At 72.1% G+C, this 24,378-nt stretch carries 23 protein-coding genes; 13 read left to right on the top strand and 10 right to left on the bottom strand.

Annotated elements, in window-relative coordinates; translation table 11 throughout:
* Window positions 1–7 precede the first annotated feature (7 nt).
* Entirely contained in the window at window positions 8–2,173 is a 2,166-nt protein-coding gene (locus tag ACGF5T_RS22030; protein ID WP_366766936.1) for a 3-hydroxyacyl-CoA dehydrogenase NAD-binding domain-containing protein, read from the top strand.
* On the opposite strand, the gene ACGF5T_RS22025 is transcribed toward ACGF5T_RS22030, so the two are convergent.
* Entirely contained in the window at window positions 2,164–2,850 is a 687-nt protein-coding gene (locus ACGF5T_RS22025) for a TetR/AcrR family transcriptional regulator (protein WP_356605223.1), read from the bottom strand. The genes ACGF5T_RS22030 and ACGF5T_RS22025 overlap by 10 nt on opposite strands.
* 138 nt (window positions 2,851–2,988) lie before the next feature.
* Here ACGF5T_RS22025 and ACGF5T_RS22020 point away from each other — a divergent pair, with 138 nt between their 5' ends.
* The 7 genes from ACGF5T_RS22020 to ACGF5T_RS21990 all read left to right on the top strand — a co-directional run bounded on the left by ACGF5T_RS22020 (window position 2,989) and on the right by ACGF5T_RS21990 (window position 10,208).
* Window positions 2,989–4,218 carry an oxygenase MpaB family protein gene (locus tag ACGF5T_RS22020; RefSeq protein WP_356605225.1) on the top strand — a complete coding sequence of 410 codons (1,230 nt, stop codon included), beginning with the start codon at window positions 2,989–2,991 and terminating at the stop codon, window positions 4,216–4,218.
* Between the two features lie 65 nt (window positions 4,219–4,283).
* The gene (locus tag ACGF5T_RS22015) at window positions 4,284–5,507 is read left to right on the top strand and encodes an oxygenase MpaB family protein (protein ID WP_366766937.1); all 1,224 of its coding nucleotides are present in this window, start codon (window positions 4,284–4,286) and stop codon (window positions 5,505–5,507) included.
* 299 nt (window positions 5,508–5,806) lie between these two features.
* Entirely contained in the window at window positions 5,807–8,017 is a 2,211-nt protein-coding gene (locus tag ACGF5T_RS22010) for a molybdopterin cofactor-binding domain-containing protein (RefSeq protein ID WP_366766994.1), read from the top strand.
* A 27-nt stretch (window positions 8,018–8,044) separates the two neighbouring features.
* Complete coding sequence (locus ACGF5T_RS22005) at window positions 8,045–8,521, top strand: (2Fe-2S)-binding protein (RefSeq protein ID WP_356605229.1); 477 nt, start codon at window positions 8,045–8,047, stop codon at window positions 8,519–8,521.
* A 24-nt stretch (window positions 8,522–8,545) separates the two neighbouring features.
* A complete protein-coding gene (locus ACGF5T_RS22000) occupies window positions 8,546–9,565 on the top strand; it encodes a porin PorA family protein (protein ID WP_356605231.1) in 1,020 nt (339 codons plus the stop codon).
* 299 nt (window positions 9,566–9,864) lie between these two features.
* A complete protein-coding gene (locus ACGF5T_RS21995) occupies window positions 9,865–9,993 on the top strand; it encodes a hypothetical protein (protein WP_356605233.1) in 129 nt (42 codons plus the stop codon).
* Entirely contained in the window at window positions 9,993–10,208 is a 216-nt protein-coding gene (locus tag ACGF5T_RS21990) for a hypothetical protein (protein WP_356605235.1), read from the top strand. The genes ACGF5T_RS21995 and ACGF5T_RS21990 overlap by 1 nt, the downstream gene beginning before the upstream one ends.
* Before the next feature lie 123 nt (window positions 10,209–10,331).
* Here the strand turns inward: ACGF5T_RS21990 and ACGF5T_RS21985 are convergent, their stop codons facing one another.
* Window positions 10,332–11,297 (bottom strand): pirin family protein, encoded by a 966-nt coding sequence (locus ACGF5T_RS21985; RefSeq protein ID WP_356605237.1) that lies wholly within the window; start codon window positions 11,295–11,297, stop codon window positions 10,332–10,334.
* A gap of 136 nt (window positions 11,298–11,433) precedes the next feature.
* Here ACGF5T_RS21985 and ACGF5T_RS21980 point away from each other — a divergent pair, with 136 nt between their 5' ends.
* Entirely contained in the window at window positions 11,434–11,781 is a 348-nt protein-coding gene (locus ACGF5T_RS21980; protein WP_356605239.1) for a tetratricopeptide repeat protein, read from the top strand.
* Between the two features lie 79 nt (window positions 11,782–11,860).
* Here the strand turns inward: ACGF5T_RS21980 and ACGF5T_RS21975 are convergent, their stop codons facing one another.
* Entirely contained in the window at window positions 11,861–13,282 is a 1,422-nt protein-coding gene (locus ACGF5T_RS21975; protein WP_366766939.1) for a PepSY domain-containing protein, read from the bottom strand.
* Window positions 13,283–13,423: 141 nt separating this feature from the next.
* On the opposite strand from ACGF5T_RS21975, the gene ACGF5T_RS21970 reads away from it, so the two are divergent.
* Complete coding sequence (locus ACGF5T_RS21970; RefSeq protein ID WP_356605243.1) at window positions 13,424–14,068, top strand: peptide deformylase; 645 nt, start codon at window positions 13,424–13,426, stop codon at window positions 14,066–14,068.
* Window positions 14,069–14,163: 95 nt separating this feature from the next.
* Here the strand turns inward: ACGF5T_RS21970 and ACGF5T_RS21965 are convergent, their stop codons facing one another.
* Window positions 14,164–15,597, bottom strand: coding sequence for an NAD(P)/FAD-dependent oxidoreductase (locus ACGF5T_RS21965; RefSeq protein ID WP_361015787.1), 1,434 nt, complete (start codon window positions 15,595–15,597; stop codon window positions 14,164–14,166).
* Window positions 15,598–15,715: 118 nt separating this feature from the next.
* Between ACGF5T_RS21965 and trxA the strand changes: the two genes are divergently transcribed.
* Window positions 15,716–16,114 carry a thioredoxin gene (gene trxA / locus ACGF5T_RS21960; protein ID WP_356605247.1) on the top strand — a complete coding sequence of 133 codons (399 nt, stop codon included), beginning with the start codon at window positions 15,716–15,718 and terminating at the stop codon, window positions 16,112–16,114.
* Between the two features lie 25 nt (window positions 16,115–16,139).
* Here trxA and ACGF5T_RS21955 read toward each other — a convergent pair whose 3' ends face one another.
* Both ACGF5T_RS21955 and ACGF5T_RS21950 read right to left on the bottom strand, forming a co-directional pair.
* A complete protein-coding gene (locus ACGF5T_RS21955) occupies window positions 16,140–17,174 on the bottom strand; it encodes a LacI family DNA-binding transcriptional regulator (protein ID WP_356605249.1) in 1,035 nt (344 codons plus the stop codon).
* Between the two features lie 542 nt (window positions 17,175–17,716).
* Window positions 17,717–18,385: a helix-turn-helix domain-containing protein gene (locus ACGF5T_RS21950; protein WP_356605251.1), complete on the bottom strand. Its 669-nt coding sequence runs from the start codon at window positions 18,383–18,385 to the stop codon at window positions 17,717–17,719.
* Between the two features lie 144 nt (window positions 18,386–18,529).
* Between ACGF5T_RS21950 and ACGF5T_RS21945 the strand changes: the two genes are divergently transcribed.
* A complete protein-coding gene (locus tag ACGF5T_RS21945) occupies window positions 18,530–19,093 on the top strand; it encodes an NAD(P)H-dependent oxidoreductase (RefSeq protein WP_356605253.1) in 564 nt (187 codons plus the stop codon).
* Window positions 19,094–19,259: 166 nt separating this feature from the next.
* Complete coding sequence (locus ACGF5T_RS21940) at window positions 19,260–19,607, top strand: hypothetical protein (protein ID WP_361015791.1); 348 nt, start codon at window positions 19,260–19,262, stop codon at window positions 19,605–19,607.
* 7 nt (window positions 19,608–19,614) lie between these two features.
* Here the strand turns inward: ACGF5T_RS21940 and ACGF5T_RS21935 are convergent, their stop codons facing one another.
* The 4 genes from ACGF5T_RS21935 to ACGF5T_RS21920 form a co-directional block, all read right to left on the bottom strand.
* Window positions 19,615–20,616, bottom strand: coding sequence for a TerC family protein (locus ACGF5T_RS21935; protein WP_366766941.1), 1,002 nt, complete (start codon window positions 20,614–20,616; stop codon window positions 19,615–19,617).
* Between the two features lie 97 nt (window positions 20,617–20,713).
* On the bottom strand, window positions 20,714–21,730 hold the full coding sequence (locus ACGF5T_RS21930; protein ID WP_356605259.1) for a sigma-70 family RNA polymerase sigma factor: 1,017 nt from the start codon (window positions 21,728–21,730) through the stop codon (window positions 20,714–20,716).
* 85 nt (window positions 21,731–21,815) lie between these two features.
* A complete protein-coding gene (locus tag ACGF5T_RS21925) occupies window positions 21,816–22,250 on the bottom strand; it encodes a PPC domain-containing DNA-binding protein (RefSeq protein WP_361015796.1) in 435 nt (144 codons plus the stop codon).
* 90 nt (window positions 22,251–22,340) lie between these two features.
* The gene (locus ACGF5T_RS21920) at window positions 22,341–24,311 is read right to left on the bottom strand and encodes a BTAD domain-containing putative transcriptional regulator (protein WP_366766942.1); all 1,971 of its coding nucleotides are present in this window, start codon (window positions 24,309–24,311) and stop codon (window positions 22,341–22,343) included.
* Window positions 24,312–24,378 lie beyond the last annotated feature (67 nt).

Raw genomic sequence — 24,378 nt, 5'->3', positions numbered from 1 at the left:
CGTACCGATGCTGGCGAAGAACATGATCCACTGGGAACAGGGGCCTGACGGCGTCGTCCTGCTGACCATGGACGATGCCGATCAGCCGGTCAACACGATGAACCGGACCTACGTGGATTCGATGGAGGCCACCGTCACCCGCCTCGAGGCGGAGCGGGACAACATCACCGGGGTCGTCCTCACCTCCGCCAAGAAGAGCTTCTTCGCCGGCGGAGACATCGGCTTCATGAGCAGGGCACAGCCGGACAACGCCGCGGAACTCAGTGAGCTGTGCACGGTCCTGAAGTCACAGCTGCGCCGGTTGGAGACCCTCGGCAGGCCGGTGGCCGCGGCCATGAACGGCACGGCTCTCGGCGGCGGGCTCGAGATCGCGCTCGCCTGCCACCGGCGCATCGCCCTGTCCACGCCGAGCAGCCGCTTCGGCCTGCCGGAGGTGACTCTGGGCCTGCTGCCCGGCGCCGGTGGAGTCAGCCGGACCGTCCGTCTTCTGGGGCTCCAGGACGCGCTGACCGACATCCTGCTCACGGGGCAGCAGTACAAGCCCCAGGAGGCGCTCGCCAAGGGGCTGGTCCATGAACTCGCCCAGACGCCGGAGGAACTGCTCGCCAGGGCCAGGCAATGGGTCCTGACCCATCCTGAGGCCACTCAGCCGTGGGACGCCCCAGGTTTCCGCATGCCGGGCGGATCCCCTTCCCATCCGAAGGTGGCGGCGATGCTGCCGACCCTCTCGGCGCACCTGCGCAAGCAGCTCAAGGGCGCGAACGTGCCGGCGCCGCGCAACATCCTCGCCGCGGCCGTCGAGAGCGCACAGGTCGACCTGGAGACCGGGCAGAAGATCGAGACCGGCTACCTCGTGGAACTGATGACGGGTCAGGTCTCGACCAACATGATGCAGGCGTTCTTCTACGACATGCAGCACATCGGCTCCGGTGGAAGCCGTCCCGACGGCTACCCGCCCCACATCGTCCACAGGGTGGGCGTACTGGGCGCCGGCATGATGGGAGCCGGCATCGCGTACTCCTGCGCGCGCAGCGGCGTGCCGGTGGTACTCAAGGACGTCACCTACGATGCGGCGACGAAGGGCAAGGACTACTCCCGACAGGTCCTGGCCAAGGCCGTGGCACGCGGACGGCTCTCCCAGACCAAGGCCGACGAGGTGCTCGCACGGATCATGCCGACCGCCGACCCGGCAGATCTCGGCGGCTGCGATCTGGTGATCGAGGCGGTCTTCGAGGATCCGGACCTCAAGCAGCAGGTCTTCCGCGACATCGAGGACGTCGTCGCGCCGGACGCCGTGCTGGGGTCCAACACCTCCACGCTCCCGATCACCGGGCTGGCGGAGGCGGTCAAGCGCCCCGAGGACTTCATCGGTCTGCACTTCTTCTCCCCCGTGGACAAGATGCCCCTGCTGGAGATCATCACCGGGGAGAGGACCAGCGAGCACACCGTGGCGAAGGCGGTCGACATGGCGCGGCAGATCGGCAAGACGCCGATCGTGGTCAACGACAGCCGGGGCTTCTTCACGAGTCGCGTGATATCCAAGTTCATCGACGAGGCGGTGGCCATGATCGGCGAGGGACTGCCTCCCGCCTCGGTGGAGCAGGCCGGCTCGCAGGCCGGCTACCCCGCGCCTCCGCTGCAGCTGCTGGACGAACTGACGCTGACCCTGCCCCGGAAGATCCGCGAGGAGACCAGGGCCGCGGTCCTGGCCGAGGGCGGCGACTGGCGTCCGCACGGCTCGGAGCCGGTCATGGACCGCATGATCGACGAGTTCGGGCGGGGCGGACGTTCCTCGGGCGCCGGGTTCTACGAGTACGTCGACGGCCGGCGTACGCGGCTGTGGCGGGGCCTGTACGAGCACTTCGCCGTGCCGGGCCGTGAGATCCCGTTCGAGGACATGAAGGAACGGATGCTCTTCGCCGAGGCACTGGACACGGTCCGGTGTCTCGACGAAGGCGTACTGCGGTCGGTGCCCGACGCCAACGTCGGCTCCATCCTGGGCATCGGTTTCCCGGCCTGGACCGGCGGTGTACTGCAGTACATCAACGGCTACGTCGGCGGGCTCCACGGTTTCGCCGCCCGCTCCAGGGAGCTGGCCGAGCGGTACGGCGAGCGGTTCGAGCCGCCGCAATCCCTCGTGGCCAAGGCCGAGCGCGGCGAAAGCTACGAGTGAGGTGAGTGCGGTGGTCCGAGCATCGGCACGAGGAACTGCCGGGCCACCGCACGCAGCTGCTCATCGTCGTCGAGATCGATCACATGGCTGGGAATGACGAGGAACGACGCGGACATGCGCACCATCATCTCGGCCACCAGGTCCACCTGCACATGACCGGCGATGTTCCCCGCGCGCTGTTCCCGAAGCAGTCGCGATGCCACGAACTGCTGCACCACGGCCAGGGTGCGTCCTCCGTCACTGGTCATGGACGGGACCACGGCGTCCGGCTCGGCGGCCATGAGACCGCCGATGAGACGGTTGCGGCGGATGGCCCTGAGCGAACTCACGAACCCCACGACGACCCGGTCAGCGACGGTGTCGGCGTCCTGGATGTCCAGGATGAAGCGGTCGAAGTACCGCCGGAACTCACGCCGTACAACCTGCTCGACCAGTTGGTCCTTGGTAGCGAACCGGCGGTAGACCGTGATCCGGGAGACGCCGGCCAGCCGCGCCACGTCCGCCATGGTCGAGCGCTTGATGCCCATGCGGCAGAACTGCTCGTAGGCGGCGTCGAGCAGACGCTCCGAGACCTCGTCATCCCGCCCGGCACCCTCGACGGCCTCGGCGAACACGCTCTCCAGCACGGACGGAGCACCGGACGACGACCTCATGAGTGCCAACAGGACGGGTTCCACGACTGCCTCCCGGATTCTGTGAAGCCTCTGGCGTTCACGTCACGCATGTGCTCCCCTGTTGAAACAACGAAGCACTATGCGTTTCATCGTACCAACCCCTGCAGCGATGCCACAGAACTCAAGGAGGAGTTCGCAGCGATGGACGGACTCAGCAGGCGCAGGATGTTGTTCGCGAGCGGGGCACTGGGAGCCTTCGGGGCGCTGAGCCTGGCCTCGCCCACCCACGCACGGTCCCTGTGGACGTGGGCACCGAGCGGCTCGGTGGCGGGCAAGGGAGCCGGTCTCGACCCCGAATGGGTCTGGGACGAGGAGGTCGACCAGTTGGTCGCCGCCGTGATCGAGCGCGGCGATGTGGCCAAGACCAACGCAGCGCTGCGCTCTTGGACCCGCAACGACCAGGCGCTGCCGGCCGGACTCCCCGCGGACCTGCGCGACTTCATGGAGAAGGCCCGCCAACTGCCCGCCTGGGCGGACCGGGACAAGCTGGAGCGGGCGGCCGAGTTCAACAAGTCGAGGGGCCTGTACCTCAACCTGCTGAACGGAGTCGGCGGCGGCATGCTGAGCACCGCCATCCCTCGTGAGGCGCGCTCCGTCTACTACTCCAAGGGCGGCGCCGACATGGAGGACAGGGTCGCCAAGACCAGCCTGCTGGGTTTCGCGGTCGGGGACCTCAACGCGTTCCGGCCCGACGGCGACGTCATCGTGCAGGCCGTCAAGACCCGCCTGGTGCACGCGGCCGTACGGCACCTGCTGCCCCAGTCACCGGCCTGGACCCGGACCAGCGGCGGCCAGACGATTCCCATCAGCCAGCAGGACATGCTGGTCACCTGGCACAGTCTGCCCACCTACGCCATGCAGAAGATGCGCGAGTGGAAGGTACCCATCCCGGCCGCCGATTCGGCCGCCTACCTGCACGTCTGGCAGGTCACCGCCCACCTGCTCGGCATCCGGGACGAGTACATCCCCGCCACCTGGGACGCGGCCAACGCACAGTCCAAGCAGGTCCTCGACCCCATCCTCGCCCCCACGCGCGAGGGCGTCGAACTGACCGACATCCTGCTGCGCCAGCTCGCCGAGCAGACCAGCCCCGGGGGGATCGACCGCCCGCTCGTCAACGCCCTCGCCCGGTACCTGGTCGGCGACCAGGTCGCCGACTGGGACGGCATCCCGCGTGAGCCGTTCTGGGAGAAGGCCATCGCGACCGCCTGGCCGAAGCTGGTCGCCGCCCGGGAGAAGCTGATCCCTCTGCCCCTCGTACCGCCTCTGGCCTGGACGATCGACGAGGCGGCCCGGAAGTACATCCTCTTCTACCTCACCAAGGGACGCGGAACCCACATCGACATCCCCGAAACCAACCGTCCCACCTGACCGAAGTCGGCACCCGCGCGGATGGCCACGGCGGCCTCGGCGGAACTCAAGAAAGGGTTCTCAGCATGGACGACCTGAGCAGGCGCAAGATGCTGATCATGGGAGGAGCGCTCGGAGCGCTCGGAGCTCTGGGGGCCGCGTCACCGGCCCAGGCACGATCCCTGTGGACGTGGGCGCCGAGCGGCTCGGTGGCGGGCAAGGGAGCGGGCGTCGACCCCGACTGGGTCTGGGACGAGGAGGCGGATCCCGTCCTCGCCGCCGTGATCGAGCGCGGCGACGTGGCCAAAGCCAACGAAGCGCTCCGCAAGTGGACCCGCAACGACCAGCCCTTGCCGGCCGGACTCCCCACCGACCTGCGCGACTTCATGGAGAAGGCCCGCCAACTGCCCGCCTGGGCGGACCGGGACAAGCTCGCGGCCGCGGCCAGGTTCACCACGAAGAAGGGCATCTACACCGGGGCTCTGTACGGTCTGGGCAGCGGCCTGTTGAGCACCGCCATCCCGAGAGAGGCGCGCGCCGTCTACTACTCCAAGGGCGGCGCGGACATGAAGGACCGCATCGCCAAGACGGCACAGCTCGGCTACGACGTCGGGGACCTGGACGCCTACCAGCCGCGGGGCGGGATGGTCGTGACCGCCGTGAAGACCCGGATGGTGCACGCCGCCGTACGGCACCTGCTGCCCCAGTCACCGGGCTGGACTCGCACCAGCGGCGGCCAGACGATACCCATCAGCCAGGCCGACATCATGGTCACCTGGCACAGCCTGGCCACGTTTGTCATGCGCAAGCTAAAGGAGTGGAAGGTCCCGATCACCACCACCGAGTCGGACGGCTACCTGCACGTGTGGCAGGTCACCGCCCACATGCTCGGCGTCCGGGACGAGTACATCCCCGCCACCTGGGACGCGGCCAACGCACAGTCCAAGCAGGTCCTCGACCCCATCCTGGCGTCCACCCCCGAGGGCACCGAGCTGACCGACGTCCTCCTCGACATCGTCGCGGAACTCGACGCCGGCCTCACCAGGCCCCTCATCAACGGCTTCGCCCGGTACACCCTGGGTGACCGGACCGGTGACCTGATCGGGCTGGACAGGGAGCCGTTCTGGAAGCCGCTGATCAGCACCGCCTGGCCGCTCCTGGTGGCCTTCCGGGAAGGGCTCATTCCGCTGCCGCTGATCCCCCAGGCCGCCTGGACCGTGGAAGAGGCCCTCCGTAAGTTCGTCCTGCTCTTCCTCAGCGAAGGACAGGGCATCCACCTCGAGATCCCGGACGCCAACCGTCCCTCCTGAGCCACGTACGCCATCGACGACGTGGGGGTACGACGTCACCGGCGTACCCCCATCAGTGCACCCCACGTCCCGCTACCACACCGACGTCGAGAACGAGTTGAGACAATGACGACACCTCACGACAGCGAGACGACACGTTCGTGCTCGGCTCGGGCGCCCCACGCGCAGCCGCCGGCACCGGCCACAAGGGCAGGAGACCGCCGGTGACGGACACCGATCACCCGTCCCGGCAGAACCCGAGCGCGCAGCCCTTCGCCAGACGCCGCTTCCTCGGGTACGTCCTGGCCGCTCCTACCTTGATGACGGCGGCCCAGCTCGTCCCCGCGTCCGAGGCTCGTGCGGACATACCCTCGCCGGAGATCACGGAACTGATCGACCTCAACGACGTGATGACAGCGGCGGCCCTGCCGACGTCCGGCCTGATCACGGTCGAGGTGAACACGGACGGCACCGTGTCCTTCGCGTTGCCGCGGACCGAGGTGGGGCAGGGCATCACCACGTCGACGGCCATGCTGATCGCCGAGGAACTCGGCATCCCCCTCTCCCGAGTGCACATCACTCTCGCCGAGGCGCGCCCGGAGTTGCTCTTCAACCAGCTCACCGGCGGATCCAATACGACGTTCTCCACCTACACCCCGATCCGGGTGGCCGCCGCCGTCGCCCGCAACCGGCTGCTTCAGGCCGCGGCCACCGAATGGGGAACCGCCGTCACCGAACTGAGCTGGGAGGCGGGACTCGTCACCGGTCCCGGAGGCCGGAAGGCCGACATGGGGGACCTGTCCCCAAAGGCGGCGCGCGCGCGGACCGAGGAGGTGTCGGTCAGCCTCAAGCCCCGCGACATGTTCACCGTCATCGGCAAGCCGCACAACCGCGTGGACGCCCACGCGGCGATCACCGGACGCAAGACGTTCACGCTGGATCTGAAGGTTCCGGACGCCCTGCCGACCATGGTGTGCCGCCCGCCGACCATCAACGGCAAGGTCGGATCGGTGTCCAACCTGTCCGAGGTCCGTTCCATGCCCGGTGTCACCGACGTGGTCGTGATTCCGACCGGGGTGGCGGTGCGCGCCGCCACCTTCGGCCGGTGCATCGACGCGGTGCGCGCCCTGCGGGTCTCGTGGCAACCCGGTAGCGCCGAGGGAAAGTCCGACGAGTCCGTGCTCGCGGAGTTGCGCGCCGCCGAACTGCCCATGGGGCTGCCGTCGGTGACGCCGAACGTGGAGGAACGCTTCACGTTCCACTTCCGCAGCAACAGCGCGCTGGAACCCAACTGCGCGATAGCCGACGTGCGCCCCGACCGTGCCGAGATCTGGTCGAGCCTCAAGGCTCCGATCGTCGCGAAGCAGGCGATCGCCACCAAGCTCGGCCTGCCGCTCGGGGCGGTGACCGTGCATGTCACGGAGGGAGGGGGCTCCTTCGGCCGCAAGCTCTTCTTCGACGCGGCGCTGGAGGCCGTCGAAGTCTCCCGACGGATCCGCAAGCCGGTGAAGCTCATGTGGCACCGCGCCGACGACTCCCGCCAGGGTCGTACCCATCCCATGGCCACGTCGCGCGTGCGCATCTCCTACCTGGGCAACACCGTCCTCGGGTACAGACAGCGGCACACCAGTGTGTCCACCGACCTCGGCCACGGCCTCGGGGAGATCTTCACCGCCCTGGCCGCGCAACTGCCGGTGGGTGACATCGGCTTCGCGGAGACCTTCTTCCAGCTCTCCCAGTCGATGCCCTACGACTTCGGTGCCAACAGCCGGCTCCTGAGCGAAACCGACAAGGGCTTCAACACCGGCAGCATGCGCAACGTGTACTCCCCCGACGTCACGTGCGCCCGGGAACTCCTGGTCGATCGGCTCGCCGGGAAGATGGGCAAGGACCCCTACCGGTTTCGGCACGACTTCCTTCGGGACGACCGCGGCCGAGCCGTGCTGGACAAGGCCGCCGAAGCCGGGAACTGGGGCCGGAGCATGCCGGCGGGTACGGCGCAGGGCATCGCCTTCCACTCCGAATACCACTCCGCCAGCGCCGTCCTGGTGGAACTCGACTGCCGACCGGAGACCGTCGACCGCCCCGTCCGGGACGGTGTCGCCGGCCCACGCGTCACCAAGGCCGTCATCGCCGTGGACGTCGGCCTAGCCGTCAATCCGCGTGGCCTGGAAGCTCAGATGATGGGCTGCCTGATGGACGGCATCGCCCTGACCCTGACCTCCAGCCTGCACCTGCGCGACGGGCACTTCCTCGAAGCGAGCTGGGACAACTACTTCTACACCCGGCAGTGGAACACACCGCCCGAACTGCGGGTCATCGTCCTGCCGCCCAGCACCGGCAAGCCCGGCGGCGCGGGGGAACTCGGCGTCGCTGCGTCGATGGCCGCGGTCGCGTGCGCGTACGGCCGTGCCACCGGCACGATGCCCACGGTCTTCCCGATCAACCACGGCACCCTCTCCTTCGAACCGAAACCGACCGTCCCGCCCATCCCCGCGTCCCCCACCGATGGCCTGGACCACGTCCGCTGAAGCGCTGCGAAACATCTGGGAGTTCTCATGCCCACGCACACATTCCGCCTCAACGGTGAGCAGGTGACCGTCGATGCCCCGGACGACGAGCGGCTGCTGTGGGTCCTTCGCGACCTCCTCGGCGTCACCGGACCGAAATACGGCTGCGGCATCAACGTCTGCAAGGCCTGCACGAGCCACCTCAACGGCAGGGCGGCGAACCCCTGCGCCATCCCGGTGCGGGACCTGAGGCCGTCCGACGAGGTCACCACCATCGAAGGGCTGCCGGCCACCGTGGGAGCGGACCTGCACCCGATGCAAGAGGCATGGCTCGACCAGGACGTGGCCCAGTGCGGCTACTGCCAGCCCGGCCAGATCATGGCCGCCGTAGCCCTGGTCCGCCGTGTCAAGGAAGAAGGCCGCACCATCACCGAGGCCGACCTGGACGGTATCCGCAACATCTGCCGGTGCGGCACCTACCCCCGCATCCGTGAAGCGATCAGAGCCGGCGCCGAGAACATGTGACCAGACAAGTGGAGGGAGGACGCCGTGTCCGCACGTCGTCCGTCGATCGTACTCATCACCATGGCCGTGATCCTGGTCGCCGCCGCGGCAGTCGTACGTCTCGTAGTGGCCCCGAACGCGACGAAACTGCCCGACGACACCGACCAGACGGTGCACTACGCGGGCGAGACCACCATGCTGGACGGCAAGGCCCTCCGGTCCGGAGACACCGCACATGCGCTCCGGCCCGGCATCCCCGTCACCGCCGACCGGCGGGTGCGGGTCACCTCCACACACGGTGACACGGCCGTGCTCGAGGACACGATGACGGTCCATGCCGGTGAGCAGTCCCTACCCAGCTCGAAGACGTACGCCATTGACCGAACAAGCAGGAAGGGCGCGTCGCCACCGGCCTCGACATCGGCGGAGAACTCACGGGGCGCACTGAGTTCGGCCTTTCCGCCGGATGCCGAACAGGACGACTCCTACACGTACTACGACGCGACGACCCGTTCGATCGTGCCGGTTCGCTACACCGGAACCGCCCGACGGGAGGGCCGTGCCGTCAATGTCTACGAGATCAAGGTCTCAGCGCCCGTCAAGGACCCGGCGGTGCTCAAGCCGCTACCGACCGCTCTGCCGAAGAAGCTCGTCGCGAGCCTGGTGCCCGCTCTCGACTCCAGGACACGGGCCCGCCTCACACCCACGGTGCTGGCCGCGCTGCCGGACCCCGTTCCGCTCACTTACCTGGGCCAGTCAACCCTGGTCGCCTACGTCGACCAGCAGACCGGCATCGCCGTGGACCAGACGGTGAGCCGGAGAACGGTGGCGACCACCTCCGTCGCCGGGGCTCCAACGCCTTTGCTGCCGGTGTCGGCCCTGACACTCGAGGTCACTCCCGAGAGCGTGCGAGACCTGGGCGACAAGGCGACATCAGCCGGTCGAATCCTGACCGCCCTGACCGTCCTCGCACCGCTCGCGATCGTCGTCGCCGCCGCCCTGCTCCTCTTGGCCACGTTCATCCTCGCGCGGAGGCGCCGACACCGCTCCCGAGTCCGGGGATGAGGCCCGCGGCACCCGTTCCGCCCGACCCGGCGGTCGCCGCCGCAGCCGAGGGCGTCAAGACTCCGCCACCGTCCACCTGAACAGCCAAAACATGCATGGGTGTGCTTGTCACGGGCTTGAAGCCGGTGGGGCCGGCATGCCGCGCCAGACGGTTTCGAACGCGGCCCGGCAACGCTCCTGGACGACGGGGTCTCGGCCGGGTCTTCTTCGAACTCGTCCAGCGCGACGGCGGCCACCGCGGTTTCTTCCGCCACCGCGTACCCCAGGGACGCCGTGACGGCAGCGAAACCCTGTCCTGGGTGAAGCAGTGGGCGGTGACCGGCGACCAGCAGCGCCAGGCGCCGGCGGCCCTGTCCTTCAAGTGCGACGTGCTGTGGGCCCTGCTCGACAGCGTGCAGGGGGCGGCAAGCGGGCAGGAGGAACCGTGATGAGTGGCGAGCCGCGATGGCGGCCCCGTGTTCCCGCGGCCGCGGTGCTGCGCCACGACCGGACGCGGGACGCGGACGTCCTACTGCTGCCCGAGCGCGTCGTCGTCCTGCACGGCTCGGGCCGGGCCGGCCTCGACCTGTGCGACGGCACCCGCACGGTCGACGAGATCACCGCTCTCCCCTCCCCCGGCGGCTCGGATCCCCACCCCGCGTAGCTGACCGCACCGGCCTGAGCCAGGCGGCCGTCTGGACGCAGTCCGGCAGGCAGACGGAAGACAGCGGGATCGACCTGACCGTCTTCCGTCTCGCAGCCACCAATGCGGACGTGTTTCCGCAGGTCAGCGCACCCTTCCCCGCGGCTTCAGCGGCACCGGCGGCAGTTCCGGTGCGGGCAGTGGCGCACCGTCGTACCCCTTCACCTCCCCGAAACGGGAGCCTTCCATCCAGTCCCGACGGGCTTGTACGATCTCCTCCTGCGACCGCCCGATCCAGTTCCAGAACATGATCAGCTCCTCCTCGAACGGCTCGCCGCCCAGGAGCATCAGGGCCGCGTCCGAGTCGGCGCGCAGAGGGAGTTCGTCGCGGCCGCAGCCGAGGTAGAGCATCGATCCCGGTACCAGCGGCACGCCGTCGACGTGGGCCTCGCCGGTCATGGAGAGGACGGCGTACTCGAAGTCCCGTTCCAGGGGGAGGCGGGCGTCCGTGCCGGCGGCGAGGGTCAGGTCGGCGCCGACGAGCGGGGTGTAGGTCGTCCCCGGGGAGGTGGTGCCGTCGAGGCTGCCGAGGAGCAGGGTGGCGGTGAGGCCGGGCGCCGTGACCCGGGGCAGTTCGGCGTGGAACTCGAAGTGCGGGTCGGTGTGGCGGTGGGCGTCCGGGAGGGCAACCCACAGTTGCGCGCCGTGCAGGTGGCGGGCGTGCGAACGGGGGCTCTCCTCGGAGTGGCTGATCGCGCGGCCCGAGGTCATCAGGCCCAGCTGGCGCGGGCGGATGGTCTGCAGGCTGCCGGTCGAGTCGCGGTGCAGCACCTCGCCCTCGTGCAGCCAGCTGACCGTCTGCAGGCCCATGTGCGGGTGCGGGGGCACCTGCATGCCGGGCTCGTCGGCGATGTCGTCGGGGCCGTAGTGGTCGACGAAGCACCAGGCGCCGACCATGCGCCGGCCCAGGTTGGGCAGCAGTCGGCGGACCTCGGTGGACTCGCCGAGCCGCACCTGCCGGGGGCTGAGGAGTTCCCGCACGGGTTCCGCCACCACGAAGCCGCGGCCGCCGCACAGGGAGGGAACCGCCTCGCGATCGAGATTGCTCATGGCGCCCAACCTAGCCCCGGACGACCGTCCGCGTCAGACGGTCCCACGGCCGTCCCCACGGTCGGCGGAGCCCTCGAACCGATGGTGGAATGTTGAACGACCTGGCGTGGTTACCGCACACCGAAGGAGGTCACCAGTGGACACGACGTACTACGACCACGGAACGCCGACGGAGCGCTGGGAGCGCGCGCGGATGTTCTTCGACGCCAAGGACTACGCCGCCGCGGCGCGCGTCCTCAGCGGGCTGGTCGAGGAGGTGCCCGAGCAGTCCGGGCCGCGGCTGCTGCTGGCGCGTTCCTACTACCACTCGGCCCAGCTCCGGCGTGCGGAGGCGGAGCTGCGTCGCGTCGTCGAGCGCGACCCCGTCGAGCAGTACGCCCGGCTGATGCTGGGACGCACCCTCGAGCGGCAGGGGCGGCAGGAGGAGGCCGACGCGCAGCTGCGGATCGCCGCCGCCCTGGCGGGCGACTTCGCCGACCGCTGAGCGGGGGGGGTGGCGGGGTGGCGGGCTCCGGAGGCTCGCCGGGCCCGCTCGTCCCATCGGGTGCGGCGCGCCGCCCTTCTCACCGTTTCGCCGTCGTGGCGCCCGCGTACGTCCGCCGCCCGCGCCGGTGGGCGATCTCGCCGAGCACCACGTCGACGGCGACGAACACGGCCAGCGGGATGCCCAGCAGCGGTACGAAGTAGCCGAGGACGGCGACGACCGCCAGCAGCGGGACGAGGACCGCCGCCGGCACCTGCTGCCAGGCGCCGCGCGGGACCGGACGGCCGAAGACGGAGCCCCGCCCGCGCTGCCACCACATGCGGTAGCCGAGGACGATGAGCAGGATCAGACAGGCGGCCAGCGCCATCAGCCCGACCTGGTTGGCCAGGCCGACCAGGCTGCCCGTGTGCAGGTCGATGCCCCAGCGGCTGAGCTTGGCCAGGACCGGGTAGTCGGCGAAGCGCAGCACGTCCGTCACCTCGCCCGTCACCGGGTCGACGGCGACCGAGTCCTGCTTCTCGGGCCAGCTGCGCTGCACCTGCTTGACGACGTAGGCCGAGGAGGCGTCGGCGGGCGGGACCACCTCCACGGGGTCCCCGAGGCCTTCGGCCCGCGCGGCGGCCAGGACCCTGTCCAGCCCCACCCCGTGCGCGGCGTCACCGCCGGCCCCCGCCGCCGCGCCGTGGCCCGCGTGCTCGCCGCCACCGGCGGCCGACGCCGACACGGACGGAGTGGTCTGCCCGAGCGAGACGCGCAGGTCCTCGATGTTCGCCCCGGCGTACGTCGACCAGGTCAGGCCGGTCGCCGACAGGAAGACGAACCCGGCCGCGGCCCAGGCGCCGACCGTGCCGTGCAGGCCCAGGGTGCGGCGCCGGCCGGCGGTGCCGCGCAGCTTGCGCCGGGCCCGTCGGCGGGAGAACCACAGCACCAGGCCGCCACCCGCGATCACCCAGAGCCAGCTCGCGGCGAACTCGCTGTACAGGCGGCCGGGTTCCCCGAGGTGAAGGTCCCGGTGGAACTCGTCGATCCAGGTGCGCAGCGGCAGCGCGCCGCTCGATCCGTACTGCTCGAGGGCGCCGCGCACCTTGGCGGTGTACGGGTCGACGAAGACCGCGAGCGTGTGGTTCGGGTCGACGCCCTCGACCCCGGAGAGCAGCACCCTGGTGGTGGCGTCCGCGTCCGGTGAGGGGCGTACGGCCGACACCGTGCCGTCGGGGTGGGCCTGCCGGGCGGCGGCGACCTGCTCGGAGAGGGGCAGCTTGCGCTCACCGGCGTCGGGGACGGTCAGTTCGTGTGCGTAGAGCAGCTTCTCCGCCTGGAACGAGGCGGCGTAGAGGAATCCGGTGGCCGCCGCGACCAGCAGGAAGGGGGCCACGAACAGCCCGGCGTAGAAGTGCAGGCGCAGGACGAGCGGGCGCAGCGGGGCCCAGGTGCCGGGGGTGGGCGGCGTCGCCCGGCCCGGTGCCTCGTCCGTGGCGGGCGGGGAGGTGGTGGCGGTCATCGGTGTGCGCTCCGGGGACGTCGTGGGGACGGGGTGGTACCAGTGGTCGGAGCGGGAGCGGGTCCGGTTCCCCGCCGCGGAAGTGGCGTGGGTCACGTTCGTGGACCGGGTGGGTGCGCGGGCCGTGGCATCCTGAGGGCCATGGGAACTCCGAGTGACCGCGCGCCCCTTGCCGAGCGGGTCGAGGAACTGCTCGCCGGTGACGGACCGTTGCCGATCGTCGCGGCCGGCGATCCGGTGCTGCGCCGCCCCGCCGAGCCCTTCGACGGTCAGCTGGAACCCGCGCTGCTGGCACGCTTCGTGGAGGCGCTGCGCCTCACCATGCGCGCGGCGCCGGGGGTGGGCCTCGCCGCGCCGCAGGTGGGGGTGGGGCTCAGGATCGCGGTGATCGAGGACCCGGCGCCGGTCCCGGACGAGGTGCGGGTGGCCCGCGGCCGGGTGCCGCAGCCGTTCCGGGTGCTGGTCGATCCGTCGTACGAGCCCGTCGGGCCGGGCCGGGCCGCGTTCTTCGAGGGCTGTCTGAGCGTGCCGGGCTGGCAGGCGGTGGTGGCGCGCCACGCCGAGGTGCGGTTGGTGGCGCGCGACGAGCACGGGCGCGCGGTGGACGAGGTGTTCGAGGGCTGGCCGGCCCGGATCGTGCAGCACGAGACGGACCATCTCGACGGCGTGCTGTACCTGGACCGGGCCGAACTGCGGTCGTTGGCGTCGAACGGCGCGATGGCCGAGCGGTGGGCGCAGCCGACGCCGCACCGGGCGGCGGCGGCGCTGGGGTTCGAGCTGCCCTGACGAGGCGGGGGGGAGCCGGCGCGTGGCGGCAGGGGGACGGACGTTCCGGGGACGGGCGTTCCTCCCGGAACGCCCGTCCGCCCGGACCGGTCCGGTCAGTTGTCCCGGTACGCCTCGAGCAGCCTCAGCCACACCTCGCTGATGGTCGGGTACGCCGGGACCGCGTGCCACAGGCGGCTGACCGGCACCCGCCCGGCGACGGCGACGGTCGCGGAGTGGATCAGTTCGCCCACGCCGGGGCCGACGAAGGTGACCCCGCGGACGATCTCCTCCTCCAGGTCGACGACCATGCGGGCGCGGCCCTTGTAGCCGTCGCCGTACAGGCTCGAACCCGCCACCGCGATGTCGACGTCGACGGCGCGGACGCGGTGGCCGGCCCGCTCGGCCTCGGCCAGGGTGAGGCCGGCGGATGCCGCCTCGGGGTCGGTGAACACCACCTGGGGCACGGCGTCGTGGTCGGCGGTCGCGGCGTGCGCGCCCCAGGGGCCGGAGTCCACGTCCGCACTGCCGGAGGCGCGGGCGGCGATGGCGGCGCCCGCGATGCGCGCCTGGTACTTGCCCTGGTGGGTGAGGAGGGCACGGTGGTTGACGTCGCCGACGGCGTAGAGCCAGTCGTGCCCCTCGACGCGCAGGCTCTCGTCGACGGGGAGCCACGAGCCGGGTTCCAGTCCGACGGTCTCCAGGCCGATGTCGGCGGTGCGGGGCACGCGGCCGGTCGCGAACAGGATCTCGTCGGCCTCGAGACGGTCACCGGCGTCGGTGACCGCGACGACGGTGCCATCCTCCCGGGTGACGGACGCGACGGAGGTGCCCGTGCGGATGTCGACGCCGGCCTCGGTGAGCGCCTCGGCGACCAGTTCCCCGGCGAACGGTTCCATCCGGCCGAGCAGGCCCTCGGTGCCGCGCACCAGGAGCGTGACCCGGGAGCCCAGGGCCTGCCAGGCGGTGGCCATCTCCACGGCGACGACCCCGCCGCCGACCACGATCAGCCTGCCGGGCGCCGCCTGGGCGCTGGTGGCCTCACGGCTGGTCCAGGGGCGCACGTCGGCCAGTCCGGGCAGGGCGGGCAGGGCGGCGGCGCTGCCGGTGCAGACGGCGACCGCGTGGCGGGCGGTCAGAACGCGCCGGGTCCCGTCGGGCGCGGTCACCTCCACCGTGCGCGGCCCCGCCAGCCGGCCCAGGCCGCGGTACAGGTCGGCCCCGATGCCCTCCACCCATCGGACCTGACCGTCGTCCTTCCAGTGGGAGGTGAACTCGTCGCGGCGGGCGAGCACCGCGGCGGCGTCGAGGGGTTCTCGCACCGACCGGCTCAGACCGGGCAGGCGGCGGGCGTCCGCGCGGGCGAGGACGGGGCGCAGCAGGGCCTTGCTGGGCATGCACGCCCAGTAGGAGCATTCGCCGCCGACCAGCTCGCTCTCCACGATCGCGGTCGCCAGTCCGGCCGCACGGGTGCGGTCGGCCACGTTCTCCCCCACGGGGCCCGCGCCGACCACGACGACGTCGTACGCGATGGAATCCGATTGCGTCATGGGGCCAGTCTGGTGGGTGGTGTGCCACGTGGCCACATGGGTACGTGCGCGGAATACGCACCAGGTCGGCAGTGTTGTGCCGACGGCTTTGCCCCGAACCCAGGAAGAGGGTCACACCATGAGCAGCACCGTGGAGCTCACCAAGGAGAACTTCGACCAGACGGTCACGGACAACGAGTTCGTCCTGATCGACTTCTGGGCGTCGTGGTGCGGTCCGTGCCGTCAGTTCGCCCCGGTCTACGAGAAGGCGGCCGAGGCCAACCCCGACCTGGTGTTCGGCAAGGTGGACACCGAGGCGCAGCCCGAGCTGGCCCAGGCCTTCGGTATCCAGTCGATCCCCACGCTGATGATCGTCCGGGACCAGGTGGCCGTGTTCGCGCAGCCCGGCGCGCTGCCCGAGGAGGCGCTCACCGACGTCATCGGTCAGGCCCGGAAGCTGGACATGGACGAGGTCCGCAAGGCGGTCGCCGAGCAGCAGGCGCAGGCCGAGGGCCAGGCCGGGCAGGACGGCCGGTAGCCGGACCCCGCGGACCCACCCGAGGTCAGGTCGACTCGCGGTGCACGACCGCCGCGCCCAGCACCTCGTGCCGCTCGGGCGCGGCGCCCGGGTCGTGCACCGCACGGTCGACCAGTGCGGCCAGGTCGCGGCCGGAGGGCAGTTCCAGGTGGACGGTGCTCAGTCGGGGCCTCAGCAGCCGTCCCAGCATCAGGTCGTCGGAGCCGATCACGGCGGTGCCCGCGGGCACGTCGACGCCCGCGTCCTGCAGGGCGCGCATCAGCAGCATCGCGTACTCGTCGTTGTACGCGAACACGGCGTCCAGACCGAGCGATCCCCAGCGGGCGGCCAGCCGTGCCGCGTCCCGCTCGTCGTAGGCGAGCGGCAGGGCGGTGACGGTGGCGTCGGTACCGCGGACGGCGCGCCGGGCACCCTCCAGACGCGGCGCCGAGAAGACCTCCAGGCCGTCCTCCACGGGGACGACGACGCCGATCGCGCGCCTGCCCCGGTCGTGCAGGTGCCGGGCCGCGCGGTGGCCGACGATCTCGTGGTCCATGAGCAGGGCGTGCGCCCCCTCGACGGCCTCCGGGCCCAGGGTGACGACCGCCCGGGCGCCGGAGCGCTTGAGGATCTCCACGCCCTGCGGGCCGAGGCCCGAGCCGGGTACGAGGACCGCGACCGGGCGCAGTTCGGCCCAGGCGCGGGCGGCCTCGTCGCCGTGCGTGCCCGCGGTGCCGTACTGGACGACGGTGTAGTCCAGGCGGCCGAGGGCCTCCTGTAATTCGGTGAGGAAGCGGCTGAAGAGCGGTCCGGCGGGGAAGGACGGCGCGGGCATCAGGACCGTACGGCTGCGCCCGGCGCGCAGCCAGCGGGCCGCCGCGTGCGGGACGTACCCGAGCTCCCTGGCGGCCTCGCGGACACGGCGGCGGGTGGGTTCGCTGATGCGGACGGCGTCGGCGTTGTTGAGGACGTAGGAGACGGTCGCGCGCGAGACGCCGGCCAGACGGGCCACGTCGGCGCTCGTGGGGACGGAGCCCGGTGCGAGGGGCCCGTCGGCGGGGGGGTTCGGTATCTGCACCATGAGGTACGGCATCTTGGCAGAGCCCGGCGACCGGGCGGCGACCGGGGCGAGGCGTCACGGACGGACGTGGCGGCCTGTGCGGCGGGCGCTTGCGGCCTGTGCGGCGGGCCCGGTGGACCACACACGAGTGCGGTGGCCCCACCCGGCGGGCGCGCAGAGCCACCCCGGCGGGCGTGGCGGGCCCGTGGGTGCGCTGACCCCGGCGGTGCGGTGACCCCGCCCGATGGGCGTGAAGGCCCGGCAGGCACGGCGGGGCGCCGCGGGCGCGGTGGTCCACGGCGGTGCGGTGCCTCCGCCCGCGACGGGCGTGGAGATCCGCCCCGGTGGGCGCGGACATCCGCCCGAGCGGGCAGGGTGATCCGCCCGGTCGGGGCACAGCGGTTGCCCGGTCGGGGCGTACTGACTGCCCGGCGGGACGTCGAGATCCGCCCGGCAGGACGCAGAAACCCCCCACCCGGGCGCCGTGGTCGCGGGTTCGGGTCGGGTCGGTCGGGTCGGGTCGGGTCGGTCGGGTCGGGTCGGTCGGGTCGGGGTCGGTCGGGTCAGGCCGGGGGTTCGGTGCGCGTCACGCGCGCGACCAGGTCCAGCCAGCCCGCCTCCAGCCGCGCCGGAGGCCTCCCGCACTGCTCGGTGAGGTGGTGCACCAGCGCGGGGTCCAGGTACGCCATCAGCGTGTGCGAGAGCAGCTCGCTGTCCGCCTCCGGGACCGCCTGGCGCAGCAGCAGGGCGACGTGTCCGCGCAGGAAGCGGCGCGGCGCGGAGGTGTAGCGGCGTTCGGCGCTGGGCTCGGCGGCCAGCTGCAGTTCCAGCTCGTCGACGCAGCGGCGCAGCGTCGCGAGGCCGAAGGCGCGCAGCCGCTCGACGGGCGGGGCCCCGGGCCCCAGCGGCGGGGGCCCGCTGAGCAGCGCGGCCTGGAAGTTCTTCTCGGAGTGGTCCAGCAGCGCCGTGAGCAGTCCGGTGCGGTCGCCGAAGCGCCGGAAGACCGTGCCCTTGCCGACGGAGGCCGCGGCGGCGACCGCCTCCATCGTCAGACCCGCCGCGCCGTGCTCGGCGACCAGCCGGGCGGCGGCCTCCAGCAGCCGGGCCCGGTTGCGGGCGGCGTCGGCGCGCAGGCAGGGCTCGTCCTCCTCGGTCCACGGCCCGAGCTGCAGCAGCTCGGACGGACCGGCGGTCTTCTCGGGCTCCGGGAAGGGCGGCAGGGCGGCGGGCATGTCGCCAGCGTAAAGCATCGGGAAGAAAACTGGACCGCGGTCCGGTTGAGGTGTTACAAATCAAACGGACCCCGGTCCGGATCGTATCGGCAGTGTTTCAGCGGCGTCTGTCCCCCAGCGTCCGCGTCATCAGTGGGAGTACTCATGTCTGTCCGCATCCTTGCGCTCGTCGGCAGCCTTCGCGCCGGTTCGCACAACCGCCAGCTCGCCGAGGCGGCCGCCCGGTTCGCCCCGGAGGGCGCCGAGGTGCAGCTGTTCGAGGGGCTCGCCGACATCCCCTTCTACAACGAGGACATCGACGTCGAGGGCAGCGTCCCGGCCGCCGCCGCGAAGCTGCGTGAGGCCGCCCAGGCGTCCGACGCCTTCCTGCTCTTCTCGCCGGAGTACAACGGCACCATCCCGGCCGTCCTGAAGAACGCCATCGACTGGCTGTCCCGTCCGTTCGGCGCGGGCGCCTTCGCCGGCAAGCCCGCCGCCGTGGTCGGCACCGCCTTCGGCCAGTACGGCGGCGTGTGGGCGCAGGACGACACCCGCAAGGCCGTGGGCATCGCCGGCGGCAAGGTGATCGAGGACATCAAGCTCTCCATCCCCGGTTCGGTGACCCGCTTCGCCGAGGTGCACCCGGCCGACGACGCCGAGGTCGCCGCCCAGCTGACCGAGGTCGTCGCCCGGCTGCACGGCCACGCCGACGAGGTCATCGCCGCCTGACCCGCCGCACGACGCCGCACGGGACCGGAGCTCGGCCGAGCTGCGGTCCCGTGGTGTGTCCCGGGGGCGGGTGCGCCGGACCCTGACATGTGCGAGGTACCGGCACGAGCCGTCTTCTCCTTGACTGGTCCCGCAAGCGAAAACGCGCGACCTCATGGGGGTACACATGAACCGCAGGAAGAACGTCGTCGCCGCCGGGCTGGCCGCCACCGTCTCGGCCCTGGCGCTCACACTGGCCGGTTCCGCCGTACCGGCGCAGGCCGCCCCGGCCGCCGCGGCGGCCGGCGTGGACTGCGACGGCTGGGTGCACAACAACAACCCGGACCACGGCATCGCCGGCTGCAGCAACAACACGGACCGCACCGTCACCTTCCGCGCCGAGATCGTCTGCGGCTGGGCGCCGGACGTGTCGGGACAGTGGGTGACGCTGGCGCCCGGCCAGTACGGCGAGTCCTCGGGCGTCTGCGCGATCTACAGCTCCGGCGTCGGCAGCGTGGGCTGGACCATCCAGTAGGCCCTCGTCAGACGCCCGGTCCCGGCGACCGCTCCTCCTCCCGCCCCTGATCCCGATCCCGCTCCTGGTCCTGCTTCCTCGCGGCCCACAGGCTCGTCGCCGTGGTGACCGCGAGGACCAGCACGATGAAGGCGAGCGAGAAGGGGATGCCGATCTCGGGGACGTGCACCCCGGACTCGTGCAGGGCGTGCAGGACCAGCTTGACGCCGATGAAGCCCAGGATGACCGACAGGCCGTACGAGAGGTGCACGAGTCTCTTCAGCAGGCCGCCGATGAGGAAGTACAGCTGGCGCAGACCCATCAGGGCGAACGCGTTGGCCGTGAACACGATGTACGGGTCCTGGGTCAGGCCGTAGATGGCGGGGATCGAGTCCAGGGCGAACAGGACGTCGGTCATGCCGATCGCGAGCATCACCACCAGCATCGGGGTCATCACCCGCCGGCCGTTCTCCTCGATCCACAGCTTGGTGCCGTGGTAGCGGTCGGCGACGCCGAAACGGCGCTCGATCGACTTCAGCAGCTTGTTCTCCTCGTACTCCTCGTCGTGCCCTCCCTTGCGCGCGTCCTGGATGAGCTTCCAGGCCGTCCAGATCAGGAAGGCTCCGAAGAGGTAGAACACCCAGGAGAAGGTGGAGATGATCGCCGCGCCGGCCGCGATGAAGCCGGCGCGCAGGACCAGGGCCACGAGGACGCCGACCATCAGCACGCGCTGTTGGTACTGCGAGGGCACCGCGAACTTCGCCATGATCAGGACGAAGACGAAGAGGTTGTCGACGCTCAGCGACTTCTCGGTGATGTACCCGGCGAAGAACTCGCCGCCCGGCCCGCCACCGCCGAGCACGAGCAGCCCGACGCCGAACAGGGCGGCCAGGACCACCCAGACGGCCGTCCAGATGCCGGCCTCCTTCATCGAGACGTCGTGCGGCTTGCGGCCGATGAAGAAGTCGACGGCGACGAGGACGCACAGGCCCGCGACGGTCAGCAGCCAGACCGTGGGGGAAACGTTCACCGGGGCTCCTGACACTGGGGGACCGCGTACGGCTTCCTGGTCAGGGTGTTTCCGGTGAGCGGCGCGGGCAACCCGGCGCGGCCCCGTGTTCGCCGGATCAGCTGGCCCAGTCCAGCAGCCGGTCGCGGGTCTCGGGGGCGCGCAGGTGGTCGAGCGAGGCCTTCTCCAGCTGCCGGACGCGTTCCCGGGTCAGTCCCACGTGCTGGGCGACCTGGTGCAGGGTGCGGGGGCGGCCGTCGTGCAGGCCGTAGCGCAGGCTGAGGATCATGGCCTCGCGGGGGGCGAGGGTGCCGACGGCCTCCCGCAGCTCCGCCGCCAGCGCCTGGAACTCGGCGACCTCGGGGGCCTGGAGCACCTCCGTGTCCGGGATGAGGTCGCCGACGACGGTGTCCCCGGCCTCGTCGACGGGGGTGTCCAGACTGACCGCGTCCCGGCCCACCCGGCGGAGCCATACCACCTTGTCGCCGTCGATGCCGCTCTCGGCGGCCACCTCGTCCGCGGTCGGCTCGCGGTCCAGGTGCCCGCGGAGCTTGCGCTCGACCTTGGCGAGCTTCTGCAACTGCTCGACGACGTGCACCGGCAGCCGCACGGTACGCGCGTGGGTCGCCAGGCCCCGCTCGATGGCCTGCCGGATCCACCAGGTCGCGTACGTGGAGAACTTGAAGCCCTTGGTGTGGTCGAACTTCTCCACGGCCCGGATGAGGCCGAGGTTGCCCTCCTGGATGACGTCGAGCAGCGGCAGTCCGCGGTGGGCGTGCCGTTTGGCCATCGAGACCACCAGCCGCAGGTTGGCCCGCACCATGTGGTCCTTGGCCTCCTGACCGTCGTGGACGGTCTCCTGCAGCGCGCGGCGGCGAGCGGGCGTCGGGGCGGGTTCGCCGGTGTCGGCCACCTCCAGTTCCTCCCGGGCCCGCACCCCGGCCTCGATGCGGCGGGCCAGGGTCACCTCGTCCTCGGCGGTGAGCAGCGCGGTGGCGCCGATCTGGGCCAGGTACTGGCCGAGCAGGTCGGGTTCCTCGTCGGGTTCGGGGATCCGGCTGCGCAGCCGCGCGGTGCGGGTGGCGGCGCGGCGGTCCCGCGTGCCGGTGTCGGGGGTTCGTGCCTGGGGAGTCATCTCGTTCCTCCGTCCCCTCGTACCGCGTCGCCCGGGTGGGCCGGCGCGGACGCCGTGCGGGCCGGCGGTCCGCGCCCCGGCCGGTTCAGCCCAGGTCGATCAGGGCCAGGCCGATGTCGGGGCGGTGCCTCTTGGCCAGCTCGGCGGGGCTGTCCCGCACGACGACCTCCAGCGTCGGCCAGACCCGGCCGGACAGCAGGTGGCCGCCGCGGGTGGAACCGTCGGAGAGGCCCAGTACGGCGTGCAGGTGCGGGGTCGGCCCGTCGTCCGCGACGGCGATGTCGCCGAGCAGCGACAGCACCTCGCACTGCTCCTCGACGGGGATGCGCCGGTAGTCCTTGGCCCCCCGGTCGAACCAGCCGACCACCGCCTCCGAGAAGGCGCCCACGGCGGTCACCTGGGACGCCCCGAGCCTCCGGTCACGGGCGAAGGCGGTGAGCTGGGCGACGGCGTCCTCGCCGGGGTCGAGCACCACCACGTACACCGCCGACGGGCCCTCCTGCACCTGCTGCCACTTCATGCGCGCCCGGGTACCCGACCGGTGCCTCGGCAACCGCCGGGCCGGGGGCTTCGCGCACCGGCGGACGGTGTGCGCGGCGACCGGCGCGGCTCAGGCACCGAGTGCCCGACGGAGCTCGGCGAGCCATCCGTCGACCGGTCCGAAGATGACCGCCCCGCTGCCCGCCCCGGCGAGTTGACCGGAGGCGGGCAGCAGCCGCCGGTACGTCCGCTCCAGGGCCGGGCGGGCGCCGAGCCGGAGGGCGAGCGCGGCCTCGGCGCAGCACAGCGCCTCGTAGAGGAGGTCGGGGGGCGGTTCCGCGAGGGCGTCCAGGGCGGCCCGGGCCTCGGCGTCACGCCCCTCGTCCAGCAGGGCGAACGGTGCCGCCCAGGGCCGGTACGGTCCCCAGTCCGCGTGCGGGTCCACCTCCGCCGGCCTGCCGTGGGCCAGTCGCAGGCCGAGCAGCGCGAGGGGCTCCAGCCCGCGGGTCAGGCCCGGCATCCCGGCGCCGTCGAGCCGTGCGGCGGCCGACCGGTAGGCGGCCACCGCGCTGTCGTACGGGCTGCCGGTGGCCGCCCGGCGCAGGGCCCGGTACCACTCGGTGAAGACACTCACGAGCGGCCGTTCATGCCGGTCGGCCAGGTGGTCCGCGGCGGCGGCGTGCTCGTCGGCGGCGGCGAAGTCGGCGAGGGCGGAACGGGCCTGGAGCCGGATCAGCCGACCGAGCACCTCATGGTTGACCAGACCGTGCCGGGCGGCGAGCGCGACGAGTTCGGCGCCGATCGCGTCCCGGCGCGGGGCCTGTCCGGCGGTGGTGCAGGACTGCATGAAGACCCCGTTGAGGGCGAAGGCGAGCAGCGCGGGGTCGTCCAGGCGGCGGGCGATCCGCTCGGCCTCGTCCGCCGCCCGGGGGCCGCGCGGGGAGCGGACGCCCCGGGACTCCAGGGCGACGGTGGCGAGCAGCCGGCAGCGCGCCGCGTCGGCGCTGGTGTCGTCCGGCAGGGCGGCGAGGGTGCGTTCGGCGGCCGCGACGATCCGCCGCGCCGCTTCCGGGTCGTCGCTGCGGGTCCAGTTGGCGGGCACGTCGTAGGCGCCGATCACCCGGGCGGTCAGTTCCGCGTCGCCGGTCTCCTCCGCGGCGGCGACCGCGGCCGGCCGGTGCTCGCGGGCCGCTTCCAGACCGCCGCCCCCGGTCACGGCGAGGTGGCGCAGCAGGCCGACGGTGGACTCCAGACGGGCGCGGGCACCGGCGGCGACCGTGTGGTCGTACGCCTCGGTCGCGCGGGCCCACAGGCGGGCCGCGGCCTCCGCCGGTTCGCCGGGCGGGTCGAGGCCGGGGTCCTGGGCGAGGATGCCGGCCTCCAGGCGGCGGAGCCGGGGACCGGGGTCGACGCCCAGGTGCCCGGCCAGCAGGTCGCGGGCCCGGCGCAGCACCGCGAGGGCGTCCCCCTGGCGCCCGGTCCGGTAGAGGGCGAGGGCCAGCAGCCGCCAGGCCTCCTCGCGCCAGGGGTGTTCGGCCAGGTGGGCCTCCAGGTCGGGGACCGCCTCGGCGGCCCGTCCCAGGCCCACCAGCAGCTCCGCCCGGCGTTCGACGGCGCGCAGCCGCAGCTCGGTGAGGCGCAGGCGCTCGCCGCGGGTCCACTCCGCCCCGCCGAACTCGGCGTAGGCGGGGCCCTGCCACTCCCCCAGCGCCGCCCGCAGCAGGTCCGGGGCGCGAGCGGCGGGCGTTCGGTCCGCCTCCGCGACGGCCTCCTCGAAGCGCCACGCGTCCACCGCGTGCGGCGCCGCGCGCAGCGTGTACCCGGGGCCCTCGGTGACGAGCAGCCGGGCCGGGGCGCGCGGTGGACGGCCGGGTTCCAGGGCGCGGCGCAGATCCCCGACGAAGGTGCGCACGGAGCCGACGGCCCGAGGCGGCGGTTCGTCCCACAGGTCCGCCACCAGGCGGTCGAGCGGGACCGTCCGCCGCCGGGCGACGAGCAGGCGGGCCAGCACGGCACGGTGCCGGGGGCCCCGGAGGGCGAGCGCGTCACCGGCACGTGCGGCCGTGACCGGTCCGAGCACGGTGAAGGTGACCGCTTCCATGTTCCGTCCGTTCCGCTCCGCCACCACCCGCCGGGCCTCCACGGTACGCGTGCTGATCCGTTGCTGA

Source organism: Streptomyces sp. NPDC047853 (genome assembly GCF_043204535.1).
GTDB lineage: Bacteria > Actinomycetota > Actinomycetes > Streptomycetales > Streptomycetaceae > Streptomyces.
Note: the sequence above shows the minus strand (reverse complement) of the source record. Positions and strands in the feature narration are given on the sequence as shown.

Coding starts and splice junctions, on each gene's coding strand:
- ACGF5T_RS22030 (WP_366766936.1), top strand. CDS start 8: ATGCTGGCGAAGAACATGATCCACTGGGAACAGGGGCCTGACGGCGTC.
- ACGF5T_RS22020 (WP_356605225.1), top strand. CDS start 2,989: ATGGACGGACTCAGCAGGCGCAGGATGTTGTTCGCGAGCGGGGCACTG.
- ACGF5T_RS22015 (WP_366766937.1), top strand. CDS start 4,284: ATGGACGACCTGAGCAGGCGCAAGATGCTGATCATGGGAGGAGCGCTC.
- ACGF5T_RS22010 (WP_366766994.1), top strand. CDS start 5,807: ATGACGGCGGCCCAGCTCGTCCCCGCGTCCGAGGCTCGTGCGGACATA.
- ACGF5T_RS22005 (WP_356605229.1), top strand. CDS start 8,045: ATGCCCACGCACACATTCCGCCTCAACGGTGAGCAGGTGACCGTCGAT.
- ACGF5T_RS21990 (WP_356605235.1), top strand. CDS start 9,993: ATGAGTGGCGAGCCGCGATGGCGGCCCCGTGTTCCCGCGGCCGCGGTG.
- ACGF5T_RS21985 (WP_356605237.1), bottom strand. CDS start 11,297: ATGAGCAATCTCGATCGCGAGGCGGTTCCCTCCCTGTGCGGCGGCCGC.
- ACGF5T_RS21975 (WP_366766939.1), bottom strand. CDS start 13,282: ATGACCGCCACCACCTCCCCGCCCGCCACGGACGAGGCACCGGGCCGG.
- ACGF5T_RS21970 (WP_356605243.1), top strand. CDS start 13,424: ATGGGAACTCCGAGTGACCGCGCGCCCCTTGCCGAGCGGGTCGAGGAA.
- ACGF5T_RS21965 (WP_361015787.1), bottom strand. CDS start 15,597: ATGACGCAATCGGATTCCATCGCGTACGACGTCGTCGTGGTCGGCGCG.
- trxA (WP_356605247.1), top strand. CDS start 15,716: ATGAGCAGCACCGTGGAGCTCACCAAGGAGAACTTCGACCAGACGGTC.
- ACGF5T_RS21955 (WP_356605249.1), bottom strand. CDS start 17,174: ATGGTGCAGATACCGAACCCCCCCGCCGACGGGCCCCTCGCACCGGGC.
- ACGF5T_RS21950 (WP_356605251.1), bottom strand. CDS start 18,385: ATGCCCGCCGCCCTGCCGCCCTTCCCGGAGCCCGAGAAGACCGCCGGT.
- ACGF5T_RS21945 (WP_356605253.1), top strand. CDS start 18,530: ATGTCTGTCCGCATCCTTGCGCTCGTCGGCAGCCTTCGCGCCGGTTCG.
- ACGF5T_RS21940 (WP_361015791.1), top strand. CDS start 19,260: ATGAACCGCAGGAAGAACGTCGTCGCCGCCGGGCTGGCCGCCACCGTC.
- ACGF5T_RS21930 (WP_356605259.1), bottom strand. CDS start 21,730: ATGACTCCCCAGGCACGAACCCCCGACACCGGCACGCGGGACCGCCGC.
- ACGF5T_RS21925 (WP_361015796.1), bottom strand. CDS start 22,250: ATGAAGTGGCAGCAGGTGCAGGAGGGCCCGTCGGCGGTGTACGTGGTG.
- ACGF5T_RS21920 (WP_366766942.1), bottom strand. CDS start 24,311: ATGGAAGCGGTCACCTTCACCGTGCTCGGACCGGTCACGGCCGCACGT.